Origin of the sequence: Pseudomonas sp. TNT2022 ID1044, from assembly GCF_028656895.1 — a bacterium.
GTDB classification, from domain to species: Bacteria; Pseudomonadota; Gammaproteobacteria; order Pseudomonadales; family Pseudomonadaceae; genus Aquipseudomonas; species Aquipseudomonas reinekei.
Map to the genome: position 1 here is coordinate 81,869 of NZ_JAMDHB010000004.1, position 20,267 is coordinate 102,135.

At 60.4% G+C, this 20,267-nt stretch carries 18 protein-coding genes; 7 read left to right on the forward strand and 11 right to left on the reverse strand.

The window, feature by feature from the left end:
- The first annotated feature begins 11 nt into the window (after positions 1 to 11).
- The gene (betT, locus tag M5G20_RS06630) at positions 12 to 1,967 is read left to right on the forward strand and encodes a choline transporter BetT (RefSeq protein ID WP_273918671.1); all 1,956 of its coding nucleotides are present in this window, start codon (positions 12 to 14) and stop codon (positions 1,965 to 1,967) included.
- 9 nt (positions 1,968 to 1,976) lie between these two features.
- Here betT and M5G20_RS06635 read toward each other — a convergent pair whose 3' ends face one another.
- The gene (locus tag M5G20_RS06635) at positions 1,977 to 2,237 is read right to left on the reverse strand and encodes a hypothetical protein (RefSeq protein ID WP_273918467.1); all 261 of its coding nucleotides are present in this window, start codon (positions 2,235 to 2,237) and stop codon (positions 1,977 to 1,979) included.
- Positions 2,238 to 2,465: 228 nt separating this feature from the next.
- Here M5G20_RS06635 and mgrA point away from each other — a divergent pair, with 228 nt between their 5' ends.
- Positions 2,466 to 3,503, forward strand: a complete 1,038-nt coding sequence (gene mgrA, locus M5G20_RS06640; RefSeq protein ID WP_273918468.1) for an L-glyceraldehyde 3-phosphate reductase — start codon at positions 2,466 to 2,468, stop codon at positions 3,501 to 3,503.
- Between the two features lie 132 nt (positions 3,504 to 3,635).
- On the opposite strand, the gene tauD is transcribed toward mgrA, so the two are convergent.
- The 7 genes from tauD to M5G20_RS06675 form a co-directional block, all read right to left on the reverse strand.
- Positions 3,636 to 4,478, reverse strand: coding sequence for a taurine dioxygenase (gene tauD, locus M5G20_RS06645; RefSeq protein ID WP_273918469.1), 843 nt, complete (start codon positions 4,476 to 4,478; stop codon positions 3,636 to 3,638).
- 133 nt (positions 4,479 to 4,611) lie between these two features.
- Positions 4,612 to 5,445: a taurine ABC transporter permease TauC gene (tauC, locus tag M5G20_RS06650; protein ID WP_273918470.1), complete on the reverse strand. Its 834-nt coding sequence runs from the start codon at positions 5,443 to 5,445 to the stop codon at positions 4,612 to 4,614.
- Positions 5,442 to 6,236, reverse strand: a complete 795-nt coding sequence (tauB, locus tag M5G20_RS06655; protein ID WP_273918471.1) for a taurine ABC transporter ATP-binding subunit — start codon at positions 6,234 to 6,236, stop codon at positions 5,442 to 5,444. The genes tauC and tauB overlap by 4 nt, the downstream gene beginning before the upstream one ends.
- Before the next feature lie 16 nt (positions 6,237 to 6,252).
- Positions 6,253 to 7,230 (reverse strand): taurine ABC transporter substrate-binding protein, encoded by a 978-nt coding sequence (gene tauA, locus M5G20_RS06660; RefSeq protein WP_150735944.1) that lies wholly within the window; start codon positions 7,228 to 7,230, stop codon positions 6,253 to 6,255.
- A gap of 259 nt (positions 7,231 to 7,489) precedes the next feature.
- Complete coding sequence (gene gshA, locus M5G20_RS06665; protein WP_273918472.1) at positions 7,490 to 9,073, reverse strand: glutamate--cysteine ligase; 1,584 nt, start codon at positions 9,071 to 9,073, stop codon at positions 7,490 to 7,492.
- 267 nt (positions 9,074 to 9,340) lie between these two features.
- Positions 9,341 to 9,724 (reverse strand): PaaI family thioesterase, encoded by a 384-nt coding sequence (locus tag M5G20_RS06670; RefSeq protein WP_273918473.1) that lies wholly within the window; start codon positions 9,722 to 9,724, stop codon positions 9,341 to 9,343.
- A complete protein-coding gene (locus M5G20_RS06675; RefSeq protein WP_273918474.1) occupies positions 9,724 to 12,048 on the reverse strand; it encodes a Tex family protein in 2,325 nt (774 codons plus the stop codon). The genes M5G20_RS06670 and M5G20_RS06675 overlap by 1 nt, the downstream gene beginning before the upstream one ends.
- A gap of 362 nt (positions 12,049 to 12,410) precedes the next feature.
- Between M5G20_RS06675 and ompR the strand changes: the two genes are divergently transcribed.
- On the forward strand, positions 12,411 to 13,151 hold the full coding sequence (ompR, locus tag M5G20_RS06680) for an osmolarity response regulator transcription factor OmpR (RefSeq protein ID WP_020795794.1): 741 nt from the start codon (positions 12,411 to 12,413) through the stop codon (positions 13,149 to 13,151).
- Between the two features lie 115 nt (positions 13,152 to 13,266).
- Positions 13,267 to 14,580: an ATP-binding protein gene (locus M5G20_RS06685; RefSeq protein WP_273918475.1), complete on the forward strand. Its 1,314-nt coding sequence runs from the start codon at positions 13,267 to 13,269 to the stop codon at positions 14,578 to 14,580.
- A gap of 120 nt (positions 14,581 to 14,700) precedes the next feature.
- On the opposite strand, the gene rimK is transcribed toward M5G20_RS06685, so the two are convergent.
- Both rimK and rimB read right to left on the reverse strand, forming a co-directional pair.
- On the reverse strand, positions 14,701 to 15,606 hold the full coding sequence (gene rimK / locus M5G20_RS06690) for a 30S ribosomal protein S6--L-glutamate ligase (protein WP_150735939.1): 906 nt from the start codon (positions 15,604 to 15,606) through the stop codon (positions 14,701 to 14,703).
- Positions 15,603 to 16,082 (reverse strand): retropepsin-like aspartic endopeptidase RimB, encoded by a 480-nt coding sequence (rimB, locus tag M5G20_RS06695; RefSeq protein ID WP_056852107.1) that lies wholly within the window; start codon positions 16,080 to 16,082, stop codon positions 15,603 to 15,605. The genes rimK and rimB overlap by 4 nt, the downstream gene beginning before the upstream one ends.
- A gap of 215 nt (positions 16,083 to 16,297) precedes the next feature.
- On the opposite strand from rimB, the gene M5G20_RS06700 reads away from it, so the two are divergent.
- The 3 genes from M5G20_RS06700 to M5G20_RS06710 all read left to right on the forward strand — a co-directional run bounded on the left by M5G20_RS06700 (position 16,298) and on the right by M5G20_RS06710 (position 19,543).
- On the forward strand, positions 16,298 to 16,702 hold the full coding sequence (locus M5G20_RS06700) for an RNA-binding S4 domain-containing protein (RefSeq protein WP_273918476.1): 405 nt from the start codon (positions 16,298 to 16,300) through the stop codon (positions 16,700 to 16,702).
- Positions 16,703 to 16,918: 216 nt separating this feature from the next.
- Positions 16,919 to 17,821 carry an Hsp33 family molecular chaperone HslO gene (gene hslO, locus M5G20_RS06705; protein WP_273918477.1) on the forward strand — a complete coding sequence of 301 codons (903 nt, stop codon included), beginning with the start codon at positions 16,919 to 16,921 and terminating at the stop codon, positions 17,819 to 17,821.
- 180 nt (positions 17,822 to 18,001) lie between these two features.
- Complete coding sequence (locus M5G20_RS06710) at positions 18,002 to 19,543, forward strand: phosphoenolpyruvate carboxykinase (RefSeq protein ID WP_273918478.1); 1,542 nt, start codon at positions 18,002 to 18,004, stop codon at positions 19,541 to 19,543.
- 108 nt (positions 19,544 to 19,651) lie between these two features.
- Here M5G20_RS06710 and M5G20_RS06715 read toward each other — a convergent pair whose 3' ends face one another.
- Positions 19,652 to 20,185, reverse strand: a complete 534-nt coding sequence (locus tag M5G20_RS06715) for a hypothetical protein (protein WP_273918479.1) — start codon at positions 20,183 to 20,185, stop codon at positions 19,652 to 19,654.
- Between the last annotated feature and the right edge of the window lie 82 nt (positions 20,186 to 20,267).

The window sequence follows — 20,267 nt, forward strand, 5'->3', positions numbered from 1 at the left end:
GCCTGGTCCGCATGAACCCGCCGGTGTTTTATTTTGCGGCGAGCTTCATTCTGTTGTTCGGTGTCGTGGTCATAGCCATGCCCGAGCAGGCCGGTGCCTGGTTGCTGGCCGCGCAAAACTGGGCGGCCAACACGGTCGGCTGGTACTACATGCTGGCGATGACCCTGTATCTGGTCTTCGTGGTGGTCACCGCGTTATCGGGCTACGGCAAGATCAAACTCGGTGCCGACCACGACGAGCCCGAATTCAGTTACCTGTCCTGGGCCGGCATGCTGTTCGCCGCCGGGATCAGCATCACGCTGTTCTTCTTCTGCGTGTCCGAACCGTTGACCCACATGCTGCAGCCGCCCCAAGGCGAGGCAGGTACCGCTGACGCGGCGCGCCAGGCCATGCAGATCCTGTTTCTGCATTGGGGCTTGCATGGTTGGGGCGTGTTTGCCTTTGTCGGCATGGCGCTCGCTTACTTCGCTTACCGGCATAACCTGCCACTGGCCCTGCGTTCGGCGCTGTATCCGTTGATTGGCAAACGCATCAACGGCCCCATCGGTTACGCGGTGGACGGTTTCGGGATTATTGCCACGGTGTTCGGCCTCGGTGCCGACATGGGCTTTGGCGTACTGCACCTCAATTCCGGCCTCGACTACTTGTTCGGCATCGCCCACACCCAATGGATTCAGGTCGGCCTGATCACGCTGATGATGGGCGCGGCGATCATCGTCGCCGTGTCCGGCGTCGACAAAGGCGTGCGGGTGATGTCCGACATCAACATGCTGCTGGCCTGCGCGCTGCTGTTGTTCGTGTTGTTCGCCGGCCCTACGCAGCATTTGCTCAACACCCTGATCCAGAACGTCGGCGACTACCTCGGCGCCTTGCCGATGAAAAGTTTCGACCTCTACGCCTACGACAAACCCAGTGACTGGCTGGGCGGCTGGACGGTGTTTTACTGGGCCTGGTGGATCGCATGGTCGCCGTTCGTGGGCCTGTTCATCGCGCGGATTTCCCGTGGCCGGACCATCCGCGAGTTCGTCTTCGGCGTGCTGTTGATTCCGCTGGGTTTCACCCTGGCATGGATGTCGATCTTCGGTAACAGCGCCATCGACCAGGTGCTCAACCACGGCATGAGCGCGCTCGGCATGTCGGCCATCGACAACCCATCGATGACCCTCTACCTGCTGCTGGAAACCTACCCGTGGAGCAAAACCGTGATTGCGGTCACGGTGTTCATCAGCTTCGTGTTCTTCGTCACTTCCGCCGACTCGGGCACCGTGGTGCTGTCGACCCTGTCCGCCAAGGGCGGCAACCCGGATGAAGACGGGCCAAAGTGGCTGCGGGTGTTCTGGGGGGCGATGACTGCGCTGGTGACCAGTGCGCTGCTGTTCTCCGGCAGCATCGATGCGTTGAAGTCGGCGGTGGTCCTGACCTCATTGCCGTTCTCGCTGATTTTGCTGCTGATGATGTGGGGGCTGCACAAGGCGTTTTATCTGGAGTCGCAGAAGCAGATTGCGCAACTGCACTCGCTGGCACCGGTGTCCGGCTCACGGCGCGGTGGCTGGCGTCAGCGCTTGAGTCAGGCGGTGCACTTCCCGTCGCGGGACGAGGTGTATCGCTTTCTCGATACGACGGTGCGTCCGGCAATTGAAGAGGTCTCGGCGGTATTCATCGAGAAGGGCCTGAAGGTGATCACGCATCCAGAGCCGGTCAACGACAGCGTCAGCCTGGAAATCGGTCACGGTGATGAACACCCGTTTATCTATCAGGTGCAAATGCGCGGCTACTTCACGCCGTCGTTTGCCCGGGGTGGCATGGGCTCCAAGGAACTCAATAACCGTCGCTACTATCGCGCTGAAGTGCATTTGAGCGAAGGCAGTCAGAATTACGATCTGGTGGGTTACACCAAGGAGCAGATCATCAACGACATCCTCGATCAGTACGAACGGCACATGCAGTTCTTGCACCTGGTGCGTTGATCGGGGATTTCATGTCTCGCTGGTCAGCACCATGAACAACACCAGCGCCGCCACCGGGATACCGAACACGGCGCTGCCTACCACCAGTTCAGTACCCAACGGCTGGCCGGCATGCACGATGCCGACTGCGCCGTTGATCAACGTCAGCGCCAGCCACAGCACGATAAAGCTGTAGGCCAGGATTTGACGGCTGAAGCCGATTTTCTCGCCGATGTAGAGCATCAGCGCCAGGAGGATCAGGCCGAAGGTGATGATGATCGTGGTGTGCATGGTGGATTTCCTCCAGTGGGTGCTGCTTTTGAGGCGTTCAACATGCCTCCATGGCAGCTTAAACCGGCGTTAGTATTGCGCGAGTTGTCGGCATAGGGTTTTTCGAAAGAAGTGTGAAACGTTTCAGCAATTGGTCGAATCCGGGGTTTTTTGGCATTTGTCTGGGCGTATGCTGGGCGACTGGCGAAACAGTCGATACCAGATTCAAGACAGACAAGAGAGGATTCGATGACTTACACCGCTGCCGAAAACCGCTATGACGCCATTCCTTACCGCCGCGTAGGCCGTAGCGGTCTGGTGCTGCCGGCGCTGTCCCTGGGCCTGTGGCACAACTTCGGCGACAGCACGCCGATCGACACCCAGCGCGCGTTGTTGCGCACGGCATTCGACCAGGGCATCAACCATTTCGACCTGGCCAACAACTATGGCCCGCCGTACGGCAGCGCCGAGATCAATTTCGGCCGTTTGCTGCGAGAAGATTTCAAGCAGTACCGCGACGAACTGATCATCTCCAGCAAGGCTGGTTGGGACATGTGGCCCGGTCCTTACGGCCAGGGCGGCGGTTCACGCAAATACGTGCTGGCCAGTCTTGACCAGAGCTTGCAGCGCCTGGGTCTGGATTACGTCGACATTTTCTACTCGCACCGCTTCGACCCGGACACGCCGCTGGAAGAAACCGCCAGCGCATTGGCCACGGCGGTGCAGCAGGGCAAGGCGTTGTACATCGGTATCTCTTCGTACTCCGGCGTGAAAACCCGCGAAATGGCGGCGCTGCTCAACGAGTGGAAAGTCCCGCTGTTGATCCATCAACCAGCCTACAACCTGCTCAATCGTTGGGTGGAAAAGGACCTGCTCGATACCACTGACGAACTCGGCACTGGCGTCATTGCCTTCACGCCACTGGCCCAAGGGTTGCTCACCGACAAGTACCTCAACGGTGTACCGGCGGATGCGCGGGTCAATCGTCCGGGCGGTGGTTCGTTGCAGGCTTCGCATTTGTCCGAAGCCAACATTGCCCACGTGCGTGCGCTCAATGAGATCGCCAAACGTCGCGGCCAGAGCCTGGCGCAACTGGCGCTGGCGTGGACCCTGCGCGACCCGCGCGTGACTTCGGCACTGATCGGCGCGAGCCGGCCGGAGCAGATTATCGAGAACGTCGGGGCGTTGAAGAATTTGAGTTTCAGCGCAGAGGAACTGGCGGAGATTGACCGGTTTGCCCAAGAGGGCGGGATCAATCTTTGGGAGAAGCCTTCGACGGCGGAGTAAGAGTTCGGCGCTGGATTACCCGGCGTCTGTTACATGGCTATCGCTAGCAGGCTAGCTAGCTCCCACATTGGAATGCATTCCTCCTGTGGGAGCTAGCCTGCTAGCGATGGGGCCAGAAATGGAAACAAAAAATCAGCGAAAAAACGGCACATCTCCCAACACCGTCGCCCGCTGCATGACTCGCCGGGCCGGGCGGTAGTCATCCACCGCGTAGTGCTGGGTCACGCGGTTGTCCCAGAACGCGATGTCATCCTTCTGCCAGCGCCAGCGAATGGTGAATTCCGGGCGCGTGGAATGGGCGAACAGGAACTTCAGAATCGCTTCGCTCTCGGCTTCCGACAGTTCATTGATCTTCGAAGTGAAGCCTTCGTTGACGAACAGCGAGCGACGCCCGCTCACCGGATGTGTGCGGATTACCGGGTGCGATAGCGGTGGATTCTTGCGTCGTGCTTCCTCCCACTGGGCCAGCGCTTCGGGCGTGTTGCCGTAGCGCTCCAGTGGAAATGAACGGGTGAAATCGTGAGTGGCGGTCAGCCCTTCCAGCAAGGCTTTGAGCGGCGCCGACAAGGCTTCATACGCCGCGATGCCGCTGGCCCATAGCGTATCGCCACCAAACTCCGGCAACAGCTTGGCGCTGAGCACCGCGCCCATGGCCGGGGTCGGCAGGAAGGTCACGTCGGTGTGCCAGATCGCGTTGTCGCGCACGTCGGTGACGGCAGTGTCGAGGATCAGCACTTCTGGTTGCTCCGGCACATTCGGGTAGATCGGGTGAATGTGCAGATCGCCGAAATTCGCGGCGAATCGCGCTTGCTGCTGCGGTGTGATTGGCTGGTTGCGGAAGAACAGCACCTGGTGCTTGAGCAGTGCTTGTTCGATGGCGTCGCGTTGTTCCAGGTTCAGTGGCTGGCTGATGTCGACGCCGCTGATCTGTGCGCCGAGGGCGTAGCTGAGGGGGACGATGGTCAGGTGGCTCATGGTGATTTCTTCAATCCGAGGTGTGCTTTTTGTGGGCGCGAGCCTGCTCGCGATTGCAGTGAGGCAGGCAATACAACGTTGACTGATGGACCGCTATCGCGAGCAGGCTCGCTCCCACAGGTTTATTCACTCATCAATGAGCCTGGCCGTGCCACGGCACCAGTTTGCGCTGCAGTTTGCGCAAGCCCATCTCCATGGCGAAGGCAATCAGCGCGATCACCAGAATCCCCAACACCACCACATCGGTGACCAGGAATTGCGCGGCCGACTGCACCATGAAACCCAGGCCGCTGGTGGCGGCGATCAACTCGGCGGCGACCAAAGTCGACCAACCAACGCCGAGGCCAATACGCACGCCAGTCAAAATGTCCGGCAGGGCACTCGGCAGAATTACATGGCGAATCAACTGCGCGCGGGTGGCACCCAACGACTGCGCAGCGCGCAATTTCGCCGGGTCGACCGTGCGCACACCGGTAGCGGTGGCGATGGCAATCGGGGCGAAAATCGCCAGGTAGATCAGCAGCACTTTCGACAACTCACCAATGCCGCACCAGATTACGATCAGCGGCAGGTAGGCCAGCGGTGGAATAGGGCGGTAGAACTCGATCAGCGGATCCAGCACGCCCCGGGCAATACGGTTGGCGCCGATGGCGATGCCCACCGGCACGGCGGTCAGCACGGCGAAGCCGAGGCCCAGGCCGATGCGGCTGAGACTCGCGCCCAAGTGCTGCCACAGGGTCGAATCCATGTAGCCGCTGGTCGCCAGCAGCCAGCCTTTTTGCAGCACGGCGGACGGTGGCGGCAGGAACAACGGTTCGATCACTCCAGTGGCGGTGACAGCCCACCAAATGGCAACGAGCGCGACCAGTGTCAGCACGCTGATCCAGCGCGTGCTCAAACGGCGGCGTACGGGAATGACCGTGGAGCTTGCCTTTACCGCTGCGGCGGGAATTTCGTAGCTGCTCATGCGTGCTCCTGCCGTGGCGCGGCGCGGCGTTGGGAGAACACTTTGGCGAGGACGTGTTCGCGGGTTTCGATAAAGCGTGGGTCGGACTTGATCGAGCGTGCCGACTCACCGGCGGCGTAGCGCTGACCGAAATCCAGGCTCAGACGTTCGACGATTTGCCCAGGATTCGGCGCCAGCAGAATCAGGTCCGTGGCGAGGAACACCGCTTCTTCAATGTCGTGGGTAATCAGGAACACCGGCTTGGCCGTGCGCCGCCAGACTTGCAGCAACAGCTCTTGCATCTGCTCGCGGGTGAAGGCGTCGAGGGCGCCGAAGGGTTCGTCCATCAGCAACACGCGAGGATCGGCAGCCAGCGCGCGGGCCAGGCCAACACGCTGTTTCTGGCCGCCGGAGAGTTGCCAGATCCGGCGGTTTTCAAAACCGGAAAGATCGACCAGTGCGAGCATCTCCCGGGCGCGGATTTCGCGTTTGTCTCGAGCGATGCCCGCCAGTTCCAGACCAAAACCGACGTTGGCCAGCACGTCCTGCCACGGCAGCAGGGCGTCGTCCTGGAACACCACGCCGCGCTCGGCGCTCGGGCCTTTGACCGGCACGCCATCGAGAGTGATACGCCCGGCGCTGGGTTCGACGAAGCCGGCAATCAGGTTTAACAGCGAAGTCTTGCCACTGCCGGACGGGCCGAGGGCGACCAGCAGCTGCTGGGGCCCCAGGGTCAGGGAAATATCCGCCAGCACAGGTTCTGCTGCACCGGGGTACTGTGCGCTGATGCGCTCCAGCTGTAGCAAGGCCATCGCGGTTAACTCCCGATCAGTTGGTGATGAACTTGGCGCTGACGTAAGGGGCGTAGTCCGGCAGCACGGCTTCGACCTTGCCTTGTTCCTTGAGGAATACGGCAGTGTCGGTGATGGCTTTGGTGGTCGGTGCGCCGAGGCTGGTTACCTGGTCAGCCGCCAGCGGGTAGACGTTGCCTTGCAGCAGCAGCGGAATGTCGCTGGCCTTGGCGCCGGACAGTTTTACCAACTTGTCGACGTTGCTTTGATCGGCGAGCCAGGCCTTCGGGTCTTTGCGGTAATCGGCGTAGGCATCCAGGGTCACTTTGGCGAACGCGGTGACGATGTCCGGGTGCTTCTCGGCGAAGTCTTTGCGCACGATCCAGGCATCGAAGGTCGGCGCACCGAACTTGGCCAGTTCACCGGAGGTGATCAGCACTTTGCCGTTTTCCTTGGCCACGCCGAGGGCCGGGTCCCAAACGTATGTGGCGTCGATATCCCCGCGCTTCCACGCAGCAATGATCGCTGGTGGTGCGAGGTTGAGGACGGTGACTTTCGACGGGTCGATGTTCCAGTGCTTCAGCGCCGCGAGCAGGCTGTAGTGGCCGGTGGAAACGAACGGCACGGCGATTTTCTTGCCGATCAGGTCTTGTGGCGTCTTGATCCCGGAGCCGTCACGCGCGACCAAGGCTTCGGCAGCGCCAATCTGGGTGGCGATCAGGAAGGTTTCCACCGGCACTTTACGGGTGATGGCAGCGGTCAGGGGGCTGGAACCGAGATAGCCGATCTGTACGTCGCCGGAGGCGATGGCGGCAATGATGTCGGCACCGTTATCAAACTTGCGCCAGCTGATGTCGGCCTTGGTGGCTTTTTCATAAGCGCCGTCGGCCTGGGCGACTTTCGCCGGGTCAACGGTGGTCTGGTAAGCGACAGTAACGTCGGCCGCCTGGGCAAACAAACTGGCTGCTGCCAATGACGCGGCCGCCAGCAGGCGAAGAGGAAAATGCAGTTTCATCGGGAAGCTCCTTGTCAGGCGGACGAGAGTCGGCGTGAAAGGAGACTAAATGATCTAAGAATCCAAAAATAAATAACTTTTTAGAATGAGCTTATGAGCGGAAAATTCTAAGAACCAGATCGCTTTTGTGGCGAGGGAGCTTGCTTCCGCTGAAGGCCGAAGGACTCCCATTCCAGACAATCAAATTCTTCGGTCGTCTGATTTTGCGGCTGCTGCGCAGCCGAGCGGGAGCAAGCTCCCTCGCCACAGGGGATAGAGGTTAGTTGCTGATCGCCAGGATGCTTGCCTGATACGACCCGACAAACACATCGAAATCGCCGACTTCGTTCTGTTCCAGCTCAGCCTGTTCAGCCAGCGACGAACGCGCCCGCTCTTCGAACTTCGCCTGTTCCTCAACCGGCAACGGCTCGCTACGGAAAAACTCGGCATGGGCCTGGCTCTGGCGCAGGGAAAACTGAGCGAAGCTTTCCTTGTGCTCGGCCATAGCCGCCAGCACCTGCGCCGATGGCGTCAGGGACGGATCCTGAACCTTGGCCAGCTGCGCATCCAGCGCCTTGCTGTGCGCATCACCACCGTGGCTCTGATCCAGCAACGCCGCCAGTGGCGCGATGTTTTCGAGCAATTGCTCCGCCCACTCTTTCAGGTCGACCGGTTGCCCGTCGCGCTGCAATTGCAGGCCCGGACGACGACCTTCCTTGACCACGCTGAGGAAGTTCGAGGTGGCATTGCCGCAGCTGGTGTTGGTCAGCAATGGGCTGTCGTTGAGCGCGCAATACAGCAGGAAGGCGTCGAGGAAACGCGATTCGGTGAGGTCGATACCCATCGGCAGGAACGGGTTGATGTCCAGGCAGCGCACTTCGACGTACTGAATGCCTCGGGCCATCAACGCCTGAATCGGCCGCTCACCGGAGTAGGTCACACGTTTCGGGCGGATGTTGGAGTAGTACTCGTTTTCGATCTGCAGGATGTTGGTGTTGAGCTGCACCCACTCACCATCCTTGTGCGTGCCGACTTCGACGTATGGGGCATACGGCGTGGCGACTGCCTTGCGCAGGCTGTCGGTATAGCTGATCAGATCGTTGTAGCACGGTGTCAGGCCGGCCTGGGCGTTGCTCTGGTAACCCAGGTCACTCATGCGCAGGCTGGTGGCGTAGGGCAGATACAGGGTGTCCGGATCCAGCTGTTCCAGCTGATGCGAACGACCGCGCAGGAAACCGGCATCCAGCGCTGGCGAGGCACCGAACAGGTACATCAGCAGCCAGCTGTAGCGGCGGAAGTTGCGGATCAGGGCGATGTAGGACGACGACTGGAAATCGCGGTCAGTGCCGACAAAACCTTCAGCTTCCTTGAGCAGCGGCCAGAGCTTTTCCGGCAGGGAAAAGTTGTAGTGAATCCCGGCGATGCACTGCATGGTTTTGCCGTAACGCAGAGCCAGGCCCTTGCGGTACACGTACTTGAGCTGCCCGATGTTGGAGGTGCCGTAATAGGCGATCGGGATATCTGCCTCGGCCGGCAGCGGGCACGGCATCGATGGACTCCACAGGTACTCGTTGCCGAGCTTGCTGTAGGCAAAGCGGTGAATGCTGTCCAGGCTCGCCAGCGTATCGGCAGGATCGGGCAGGGCCGGAGTGATGAATTCCAGCAGCGACTCGGAGTAGTCGGTGGTGATTTGTTCATTGGTCAGCGCGGAACCCAAAGCTTCCGGGTGCGGCGTTTGCGCCAGGCGACCTTCATCGGTCACGCGCAGGCATTCACGTTCGATGCCGTGAAGGCACTGTTCGAGCAGAGAGAGGTTAGCGCGCTCGCCGAGCAGGGCCAGGCGGCGGTTGAGAAGTTCGCTCAAGTTGGATTCCTTCACGCGTCAGTCGCCCCAATATGGGGGTGGGCAAGACGGTCTACAAGGGTGAAGTTGAAACTGGCGTTTTCGCCTGGTTTTCATGCCGTACTGAATCGGTCAATCACGGATTGCAGTAACCCCCTGTGGGAACGAGCCTGCTCGCGAAGAGGGTGGATCAGTCAGCATTGTCGCCGACTGAGCCACCGCCTTCGCGAGCAGGCTCGCTCCCACAGAGGGCTATTGCTGAAATTAACTCAAAATGATGACCGGTAGCTACAGGACAGCGAACGTGCCTTGTGCTTTTGCGACCAGTTTGTCGCCTTGCATCACGTCGGCCTCGACCACCAGCGTGCGCCGCCCCGGGTGGATCACCCGCGCCGTGCACATCACCTCGCCGTCGGCGACGGCGCGGATGTAGTTGATCTTGCACTCGATGGTCGCACTCTGCCGGTCAAAGCCGTGGGTGCTGGAACAGGCCAGCCCCATGGCAATGTCCACCAGACTGAACAAGGCCCCGCCGTGCAGCTTGCCGGCGCGATTGCGCAGCGCCGGTTCCAGCACCAGGGCGACTTGCGCCACCCCGGTTTCCAGGCTGTGCAGGCGACAGCCCAGCAGCTTGAAAAAAGCGCTTTCGGTGTACCCGGCAGGGACCTCCATCAACGTTTCTTCAACTGCTTGGCGTTGGCGAAGAGCGAAGCCATGGCGTTGTTGGCCGGAGCCGCCGCCGTGGTTTCCTTGCGCGGTGCGGTGTTCTGGGATTGGCGCGGTGCCGACCCCGGACGCGCGCCGCGAGCACCGTCGATTTTCTCGCCCGGGGTGTCGCTCATGCGCATCGACAGGCCCACGCGTTTACGCGGAATGTCGACTTCCATGACCTTCACCTTCACCACGTCGCCGGCCTTCACCGCTTCCCGTGGATCCTTGATGAACTTCTCCGAAAGCGCGGAGATGTGCACCAAACCGTCCTGATGCACGCCGATGTCGACGAACGCGCCGAAGTTGGTCACGTTGGTCACCACGCCTTCGAGGATCATGCCCAGTTGCAGGTCCTTGAGGTCCTCGACGCCTTCCTGGAACTCGGCAGTCTTGAACTCGGGACGCGGGTCACGACCCGGTTTTTCCAGCTCTTGCAGGATGTCGGTCACGGTTGGCAAACCGAAGGTTTCGTCGGTGTACTTTTTCGGATCGAGGCGCTTGAGGAACGCGGCATCGCCAATCAGCGAACGGATGTCACGGTCGGTTTCAGCGGCAATGCGCTGCACCAGCGGATAGGCTTCCGGGTGCACCGCCGACGAATCCAGCGGGTTTTCGCCGTTCATGACACGCAGGAAACCGGCCGCCTGTTCGAAGGTTTTCTCACCCAGACGTGCGACTTTCTTCAGCGCCGCGCGGGTTTTGAACGCGCCGTGTTCGTCGCGGTGGCTGACGATGTTTTGCGCCAGGGTCGCGTTGAGGCCGGAGATCCGTGCCAGCAGCGCCACCGAAGCCGTGTTTACGTCCACGCCGACGGCGTTCACGCAGTCTTCGACCACCGCATCCAGGCCGCGCGCCAGTTTCAGCTGCGACACGTCGTGCTGATACTGGCCGACACCGATGGATTTCGGATCGATTTTCACCAGCTCCGCCAACGGGTCCTGCAGGCGACGGGCAATCGATACCGCGCCACGGATCGATACGTCCAGATCGGGGAATTCCTTGGACGCCAGTTCCGACGCCGAGTAAACCGATGCACCGGCCTCGGACACCATGACTTTGGTCATCTTCATGGCGGGATATTTTTTGATCAGCTCGGCAGCGAGCTTGTCGGTTTCACGGCTGGCGGTGCCGTTGCCGATGGCGATCAGGTCCACGGAGTGCTTGGCGCACAGGGCGGCAAGAATCGCGAGGGTCTGGTCCCACTTGTTGTGCGGCACGTGCGGGTAAACCGTGGCGTGATCGAGCAACTTGCCGGTGGAATCGACCACGGCGACCTTGCACCCGGTACGCAGGCCCGGGTCGAGGCCCAGGGTCGCGCGCGGGCCGGCCGGGGCCGACAGCAGCAGGTCGTGCAGGTTGTGGGCGAACACGTTGATCGCTTCGGTTTCCGCGCCATCGCGCAGCTCACCCAGCAAATCAGTCTCCAGGTGGGTGTAGAGCTTGACCTTCCAGGTCCAGCGCACCACTTCGCCCAGCCATTTGTCGGCGGCACGGTTCTGGTTCTGGATACCGAATTGCTGGCCGATCATGCCTTCGCACGGGTGCATGGTGCCCGGCAATTCGTCGCCGACTTTCAGCGCGGAGCTGAGAATGCCTTCGTTACGGCCACGGAAAATCGCCAGCGCACGGTGCGACGGCATGCTTTTCAGCGGTTCGTCGTGTTCGAAGTAATCACGGAATTTGGCGCCTTCCTCTTCCTTGCCGGCGATAACGCGGGCACTGAGGGTGGCTTCCTGCTTTAGGTAGCTGCGCAGCTTGTCGAGCAGGCCGGCGTCTTCAGCGAAACGCTCCATCAGGATGTACTTGGCGCCTTCGAGCGCGGCCTTCACATCGGCCACGCCTTTTTCCGCGTCGATGAAGCGGGCGGCTTCGGTTTCCGGGCTCAGGGTCGGGTCGTTGAACAGACCGTCAGCCAACTCGCCGAGGCCGGCTTCCAGGGCGATCTGGCCCTTGGTGCGGCGCTTCTGCTTGTACGGCAGGTACAGGTCTTCGAGGCGGGTCTTGGTGTCGGCGAGTTTGATATCGCGCTCGAGTTGCGGGGTCAGCTTGCCTTGCTCCTGGATGCTGGCCAGGATGCTGATGCGCCGTTCGTCGAGTTCTCGCAGGTAGCGCAGACGCTCTTCCAGATGACGCAACTGGGTGTCATCGAGGCTGCCGGTCACTTCTTTCCGGTAACGGGCGATGAAGGGAACGGTAGAGCCCTCATCGAGTAGCGCGACGGCCGCTTCGACCTGTTGTGGGCGTACACCGAGTTCCTCGGCGATGCGGCTGTTGATGCTGTCCATAAAACCACCTGACAAATTGTGAAAGCAGGCTCGCAGGCGCAGAGTTAGGGCCCTGGCGAGTCTGGTTGAGCGGCCTGGCCTGCGCCGCTGCCTGGATCAAAGGTATCCCGTTGACCCGTGAAATCGAACAATGACTGCCGGCACCCTGAAATAAAAACGGTGCCCGTCTGTAGTACCTGTCTGATGTTGCCTGACACAAAAGGCCGCGCATTATAACCAGCGTTCCGGCATTCGGGGGCATCGGCCGGCTGCGGCTTCGGTGGCCGGTTTTCTGGCGATAAAGGAAAAATCTGCTAACAATGCACACGGTGCGTATAACGGCAGCTACGCCATAATGCGCGCCGAGCTAAAAGGAGCATCTAATGAGCAGCACTGCAAACATTGCTGAAGGCGAAAAAATTCTTATTGTTGATGACGATCCGGGCCTCAGCAGCCTGCTGGAGCGTTTCTTCGTCAGCAAGGGCTACCGCGCCCGCGCCGTACCGAACACCGAGCAAATGGACCGCCTGCTGGCACGCGAAGTGTTCAACCTGGTCGTCCTCGACCTGATGCTGCCTGGCGAAGACGGCCTGACTGCCTGCCGCCGCCTGCGCGGCGCGAACAATCAGATTCCCATCATCATGCTGACCGCCAAGGGCGATGAGCTGAGCCGCATCAAGGGCCTGGAACTGGGTGCCGACGACTATCTGGCCAAGCCATTCAACCCCGATGAACTGATGGCCCGTGTCAAAGCCGTCCTGCGTCGTCAGTCGGCTCCGGTGCCGGGCGCGCCCGGCAGCGAAGACGAAAGCGTGACCTTCGGTGACTACGAACTGTCCCTGGCCACCCGCGAACTCAAGCGCGGCGAAGAAGTGCACATGCTCACCACCGGTGAGTTCGCGGTGCTCAAGGCCCTGGTGATGAACGCCCGCCAGCCGTTGACCCGCGACAAGTTGATGAACCTGGCCCGTGGCCGCGAGTGGGATGCTCTGGAGCGCTCCATCGACGTGCAGATCTCCCGTCTGCGCCGGATGATCGAACCCGATCCGTCCAAGCCGCGTTACATCCAGACTGTCTGGGGCGTGGGTTACGTGTTCGTTCCGGATGGCGCCGCCACCAAGTGATCGGCGATTTGTAGGAGCGGGTCGTGCGGGTGACAGGTCAATTGGCCTTGCCCGCAGACTCGCGATCCGCAATATGCGAGCATCGCTCGCTCCTGCAAGTATGTAACGGTTATCCATGAAAACCCCGGTTTGGTTCCCCCAGAGTTTTTTCTCCCGCACCCTTTGGCTGGTGCTCATCGTCGTTCTGTTTTCCAAGGCGCTGACCCTGGTTTACCTGTTGATGAACGAAGACGTGCTGGTGGACCGCCAGTACAGCCACGGCGTCGCCCTGACGCTGCGCGCCTATTGGGCCGCCGATGAAAACAACCGCGACAAGATTGCCGAAGCCGCGACCCTGATCCGGGTGGTGGGTGCTGGCGTGCCGGAGGGCGAACAGCACTGGCCCTACAGCGAGATCTATCAGCGGCAGATGCAGGCCGAGTTGGGGGCCGACACCGAAGTCCGGTTACGCATGCATTCACCACCGGCGCTGTGGGTCCGGGCGCCAAGCCTGGGTGATGGCTGGCTGAAAGTGCCGTTGTATCCGCACCCATTGCGCGGTCAGAAAATCTGGAACGTACTGGGCTGGTTTCTTGCCATTGGTTTGCTGTCCACCGCGTCGGCGTGGATTTTCGTCAGCCAGCTCAACCAACCGCTCAAACGTCTGGTCTACGCGGCACGGCAACTCGGCCAAGGTCGCAGTGTGCGCCTGCCGATCAGCGATACGCCGAGTGAAATGACCGAGGTTTATCGCGCCTTCAACCAGATGGCTGAAGACGTCGAGCAGGCCGGTCGCGAGCGCGAACTGATGCTGGCCGGGGTTTCCCATGACTTGCGCACGCCCTTGACCCGTTTGCGCCTGTCTTTGGAATTGATGGGTGACCACAACGACCTCACGGACGATATGGTCCGCGACATCGAGGACATGGACGCGATTCTCGACCAGTTCCTGGCGTTCATTCGCGATGGACGGGATGAGTCGGTGGAAGAAGTGGACTTGAGCGATCTGGTTCGCGAAGTGGCCGCACCGTACAACCAGAACGAAGAGAAAGTGCGCCTGCGTCTGGAGCCGATCCAGCCGTTTCCGTTGCGTCGGGTGTCGATGAAACGCTTGCTGAACAACCTGATCGGCAATGCACTGCACCACGCCGGCAATGGCGTGGAAGTGGCGGCGTATGTGTCTGGGGATGTGAACGCACCGTACGTGGTGCTGAGCGTCATGGACCGTGGCGCCGGTATCGATCCGTCGGAGCTGGAAGCGATCTTCAACCCATTCACCCGAGGTGATCGTGCCCGGGGTGGCAAGGGCACCGGGTTGGGCCTGGCGATTGTGAAGCGGATTGCTTCGATGCACGGTGGCAATGTCGAGCTGCGCAACCGTGCAGGCGGTGGATTGGAAGCGCGGGTGCGCTTGCCGCTGGGGTTGATGTTGCCGAGGGATGCCGTTTAAGAGTCGTACACAGCCCTTTGTGGCGAGGGGGCTTGCTCCCGCTGGGGGCCGGGGGGCCCCCCTCTTGCGACTGCTACGCAGCCGAGCGGGAGCAAGCCCCCTCGCCACAAAAGTTTGGCGTTAGCCTTTGCCTTTGGTCCGGGTCATATTCGGCCCGCCATTCTTCTCCAGATGCTCAATGATGATCCCCGCCACGTTCTTGCCAGTGGTGGTCTCGATCCCCTCAAGCCCCGGCGAGGAGTTCACTTCCATCACCAGCGGCCCGTGATTGGAGCGCAGGATATCCACACCCGCCACCGAGAGGCCCATGACCTTGGCCGCACGCAATGCGGTCATACGTTCTTCCGGGGTGATCTTGATCAGGCTGGCGCTACCACCGCGATGCAGGTTGGAGCGGAATTCGCCGGGTTTGGCCTGGCGCTTCATGGCCGCAATCACCTTGTCGCCCACCACGAAGCAACGAATGTCGGCGCCGCCGGCTTCCTTGATGTACTCCTGGACCATGATGTTTTGCTTGAGGCCCATGAACGCCTCGATCACCGACTCTGCCGCCGTGGCGGTTTCACACAACACCACGCCGATGCCCTGGGTGCCTTCCAGCACCTTGATCACCAGTGGCGCGCCGTTGACCATTTCGATCAGGTCGGGAATGTCATCCGGTGAGTGGGCAAAACCGGTGACCGGCAAACCAATGCCCCGGCGTGAAAGCAATTGCAGCGAACGCAGCTTGTCCCGCGAGCGGGCGATGGCCACCGATTCGTTGAGCGGATACACCCCCATCATTTCGAACTGACGCAACACCGCGCAGCCATAGAAAGTAACCGATGCACCGATCCGCGGGATCACCGCATCGAATCCTTCCAGCGGCTTGCCGCGGTAGTGGATCTGCGGTTTATGACTGGCAATGTTCATGTAGGCGCGCAGGGTATCGACCACCACCATTTCATGGCCGCGTTCGGTACCGGCTTCGACCAGGCGGCGGGTGGAATACAGACGCGGGTTCCGCGACAGCACAGCGATCTTCATGCAACACCTGTGGAGGAGGTAGATACCGGGAACACCGGCTTGTCTTGTACATACTTGATGCCCGGATTGACCACCAGTTGGCCATCGATCAGGGCTTTGGAACCGAGTAACAGGCGATAACGCATGGACTTGCGGCAGGCGAGGGTGAACTCGACCCGCCAGACCCGATCACCGAGGGCCAGGGTGGTACTGATCACGTATCGCACCTGCGCGTGACCGTTGGAGCTTTTAATGGTTTTTCTTGTCACCAGCGGTGCTTCGCAGCGACGGTGACGCAGTTGCACCACCGTGCCCAGGTGCGCGGTGAAACGCACCCACTGGCCGCCATCGCGCTCGAACGTCTCGATGTCGGTGGCATGCAGGCTGGAGGTGCTGGCGCCGGTGTCGATTTTTGCCCGAAGGCCGGCCACTCCCAAATCCGGGAGCGCCACCCACTCGCGCAGACCGACAACGGTCAAATGGTCAAATGTCTTCAAAATGGCTCAACCGGCAGAAACCACGGTGGCCGCAGGCGGCCGAATTCGCGGTATTCACGCAGAATAATGGTTAAAAGGCGACAGATATCTACGGCCCGGATTTCCAGCCCCGCAAGGAGGTTATGGAATGTCAGCATTGTAGTCCGGGACGGAGTAATTCTTGGTACGACAGAACGGTAGTACAGTTCACCAATATTTCAGAATGAGGAAATCCCATGGCACAAAAAAACGATGAGGACGACAAAGTCCGCCTCGATAAATGGTTGTGGGCCGCGCGGTTTTACAAAACCCGTGCCTTGGCCAAAGCGGCGATTGAAAGTGGCAAAGTGCATTGCCGGGGCGAGCGCTGCAAGCCTGGCAAAGAGCCACGCATTGGCGATGAATTCGTTATCCGCGCCGGTTTTGAGGAACGCACGGTGGTGGTTCGGGCGCTGTCGATTGTGCGCCGTGGTGCGCCGGAAGCGCAGACGCTGTACGCCGAAACCGAGGCCAGCCTCGCCAAGCGCGAAAACGCCGCCGCCGAGCGCAAGGCGGGTGCCCTGGGTGTGAGCACGGATGGCAAGCCGAGCAAGAAACAGCGGCGTGATCTGTTCAAGTTTCGTGGTAGCAGCAACGAATGATTGACCCGTCCGCCGATCGTTCCAAACCGGCGAAGACTTGTAATTGCGCCTTTGCGTAGCCATATGAGGTAATTCGCCTGCCGTGCATGTGCCATTCGTCGTAAAGCGCACACCGTCGCCGGCCTCTAAGCCATAACCAGACAGCACGACCTTATGGCCAAGGCGTAACCTCGAATTCTGTAACCACTTTTGTCACCACTTCAGATACCCAGACTTATGACCGACCTACCGGATAACGACTTCACCCAACGCTTCATCTTTGATGACAGCGACACCCGTGGCGAGATGGTTTCGCTGGAGCTCAGCTACGCTGAGGTCCTGGCCAAACACGCCTATCCGGAGCCGGTTGCGCAGCTGCTCGGCGAACTGATGGCGGCTGCGGCGTTGCTGGTCGGCACCTTGAAATTCGACGGGTTGCTGATCCTTCAGGCCCGCTCCGAAGGCCCGATCCCGTTGCTGATGATCGAATGCTCCAGCGAGCGCGACATCCGGGGCCTGGCCCGTTACGAGGCCGACCGCATTGCCCCCGACGCCACCCTGGCCGACCTGATGCCCGACGGTTCGCTGACGTTGACCATCGACCCGAAACAAGGCCAGCGCTACCAGGGTGTGGTCGATCTGGACGGCGAAACGCTGTCCGACTGCTTCACCAACTACTTCGTCATGTCCCAGCAGATCGGCACGCGCATCAAGCTCTGCGCCGATGGCCGTCGCGCCCGTGGCCTGTTGCTGCAGCAACTGCCCGCCGACCGCCTGAAAGACGAAGAAGAACGCGCCGCCAGCTGGCAGCACCTCACCGCGTTGAGCGGGACGTTGACTGCCGATGAATTGCTGAGCCTGGACAACGAAACCGTCCTTCATCGTCTTTACCACGAAGAGCAGGTGCGACTGTTCGATGTGCAAAAACTGCGCTTCCGTTGCAGCTGCTCACGCGAACGTTCGGCCAATGCGCTGGTCAGTCTGGGCATGGAAGACGCGCAAAACCTGGTGGTCGAGCACGGTGGCAAAATCGAGATCGACTGTCAGTTTTGCAATCAGCAGTACCTGTTCGACGCCGCCGATGTCACTCAATTGTTCGCCGGTGCGGGTGTCGAGACGCCGTCAGATACCCGTCACTAAAACGGTTCAGCGCAGGTAAATTCACTGGTTAGTGCCGGAATAACGCCGTTACGACAGGAGGGGCCTACTCTTTTTGGGCTTTTCTGGCATAATCCGGCCCACTTTTTTCGCGGTAGTAGTGCACGACTTTCTACTACAAAAACGTTTGGAGCACTCGGCCACTGGCCGACGGGGAACCTCATGACGCAAGCCAATAACGCCGTGTACACCGATCTGAGTGTTGATGATCTGGTTAAAGAAGCCCTCAACCGCGGTGAAGGCGAGCTTGCCGATACCGGCGCACTGGTTGTTCGTACCGGTCACCGTACCGGCCGTTCGCCAGTCGATCGTTTCATCGTTGACGAGCCGTCCACCACAGGCGCCATCGCCTGGGGCCCGATCAACCGCAAGTTCCCGGCCGACAAGTTCGATGCCTTGTGGGACCGTGTTGAGGCGTTCAACAACGCGCAAGAGCATTTCGTTTCCCACGTGCATGTAGGTGCAGCCGAAGATCATTACCTGGCCGTGAAGATGACCACCCAGACTGCCTGGCAGAATCTGTTCGGTCGTTGCCTGTTCATCAACCCGGCTCAGTACAACCCGGCTGGCCGTGAAGAGTGGCAAGTGCTCAACGTCGCCAACTTCGAGTGCGTGCCTGAGCGTGACGGCACCAACTCCGACGGTTGCGTGATCCTCAACTTCGCACAGAAAAAAGTGCTGATCGCCGGCATGCGTTACGCCGGTGAGATGAAGAAAGCCATGTTCTCGGTGCAGAACTTCCTGCTGCCGGCCGCTGACGTGCTGCCAATGCACTGCGCTGCCAACATCGGCGAAGAAGGCGACGTGACCCTGTTCTTCGGTCTGTCGGGCACCGGTAAAACCACCCTTTCGGCCGATGAAAGCCGTTACCTGATCGGTGACGACGAGCACGGTTGGGGCGAAGGCGTTGTCTTCAACATCGAAGGCGGTTGCTATGCCAAGTGCATCGACCTGTCCGAGAAGAACGAGCCGGTTATCTGGAAAGCCATCAAGCACGGCGCAGTCCTGGAAAACGTCGTCATCGATGACGCCAAGCACGCCGACTACGCTGATGTCAGCCTGACCCAGAACAGCCGCGCCGCGTACCCGCTGGAGCACGTTGCCAAGCGTTCCGAGAAGAATCTGGGCGGCGAGCCGAACGCTGTCATCTTCCTGACCTGCGACCTGACCGGCGTGCTGCCGCCAGTGTCGATCCTCAACGAAGAACAAGCGGCCTACCACTTCCTGTCCGGCTACACCGCTCTGGTGGGCTCGACCGAAATGGGTTCGGGCAGCGGCATCAAGTCGACCTTCTCCACCTGCTTCGGCGCACCGTTCTTCCCGCGCCCGGCTGGCGAATACGCAGAGCTGCTGATCAAACGCATCCGCGGCTTCGGCTCCAAGGTCTACCTGGTCAACACCGGCTGGACCGGCGGTGGCTACGGCGTCGGCAAGCGCTTCAACATCCCGACCACCCGTGCGGTGATCGCAGCGATCCAGAGCGGCGCGTTGATCGGTACCGAGACCGAGCACCTGGACACCATCAACCTCGACGTGCCACTGGCCGTACCGGGCGTTGAGACTGGCCTGCTGAACCCACGCAACACCTGGGCCGATAAAGCCGCCTACGACGAAGCCGCCAAAGCACTGGCCGGCCTGTTCATCGAGAACTTCAAGAAGTTCGAAGTGAGCGACGCGATCAAGGCTGCGGGTCCTAAGTTGTAAGTGTTGGTTTGAAGCAATGAAAAAGCCGCCTCTCGAGGCGGCTTTTCTGTGGGTGCGAATTAGACTCTTGCCATAGGTAGCGCAACGATCCATTGCCCACGTTTGTGCCTATTGCTGCTCTCGTTCGGCTATTGGCTTTTTAGTACTCCCCCCGCCATTACCACCGCCGTCAGGGTTACTAATCGGCCCGACGGTTACCGTCCCGCCGCCGTTGCCTCCGGTGCCGGTGCCCGGAAAAGGGTTGCCTACAGGCCGGCTGTTACTGCTCCCGCCACCGCCGCCCGTATAAGTGCCGCTGGCTCCAGGTGGCAGGATGTTGGAGACAATGTTGCCCGAGTCAAAATTGTCACCGCCGCGCCAAATGTATTCCGAACAAACGGCCACGTTGCACACGACCATTGAGTCGCCCACTTTCAGCCCCTGCGGATTCCAGTTGAAAGGGCGAGGTGAGTTCAAGCGGCTCTCTTCACGGCGAAGCACAGCCCTTGTCGCATCATCCGGGTTGGGGACTTGCGCATAGCATCCATTGCACGTGTAAACACCCGCCCGACTGGCCGCGGGCACCTCAGTGGCGCCAACAACAAGTACTGCACCGATAAAAAATGAAGCAGAAAATTTTGCCATCGAATATGCATCCTGCATAAACAGCTCCTGTTTGTTTGCCTTTCGCAGTTATGGATAACTGCATCGGATAGGGCTCACGCCCTCACAAACCGTAAGCTGC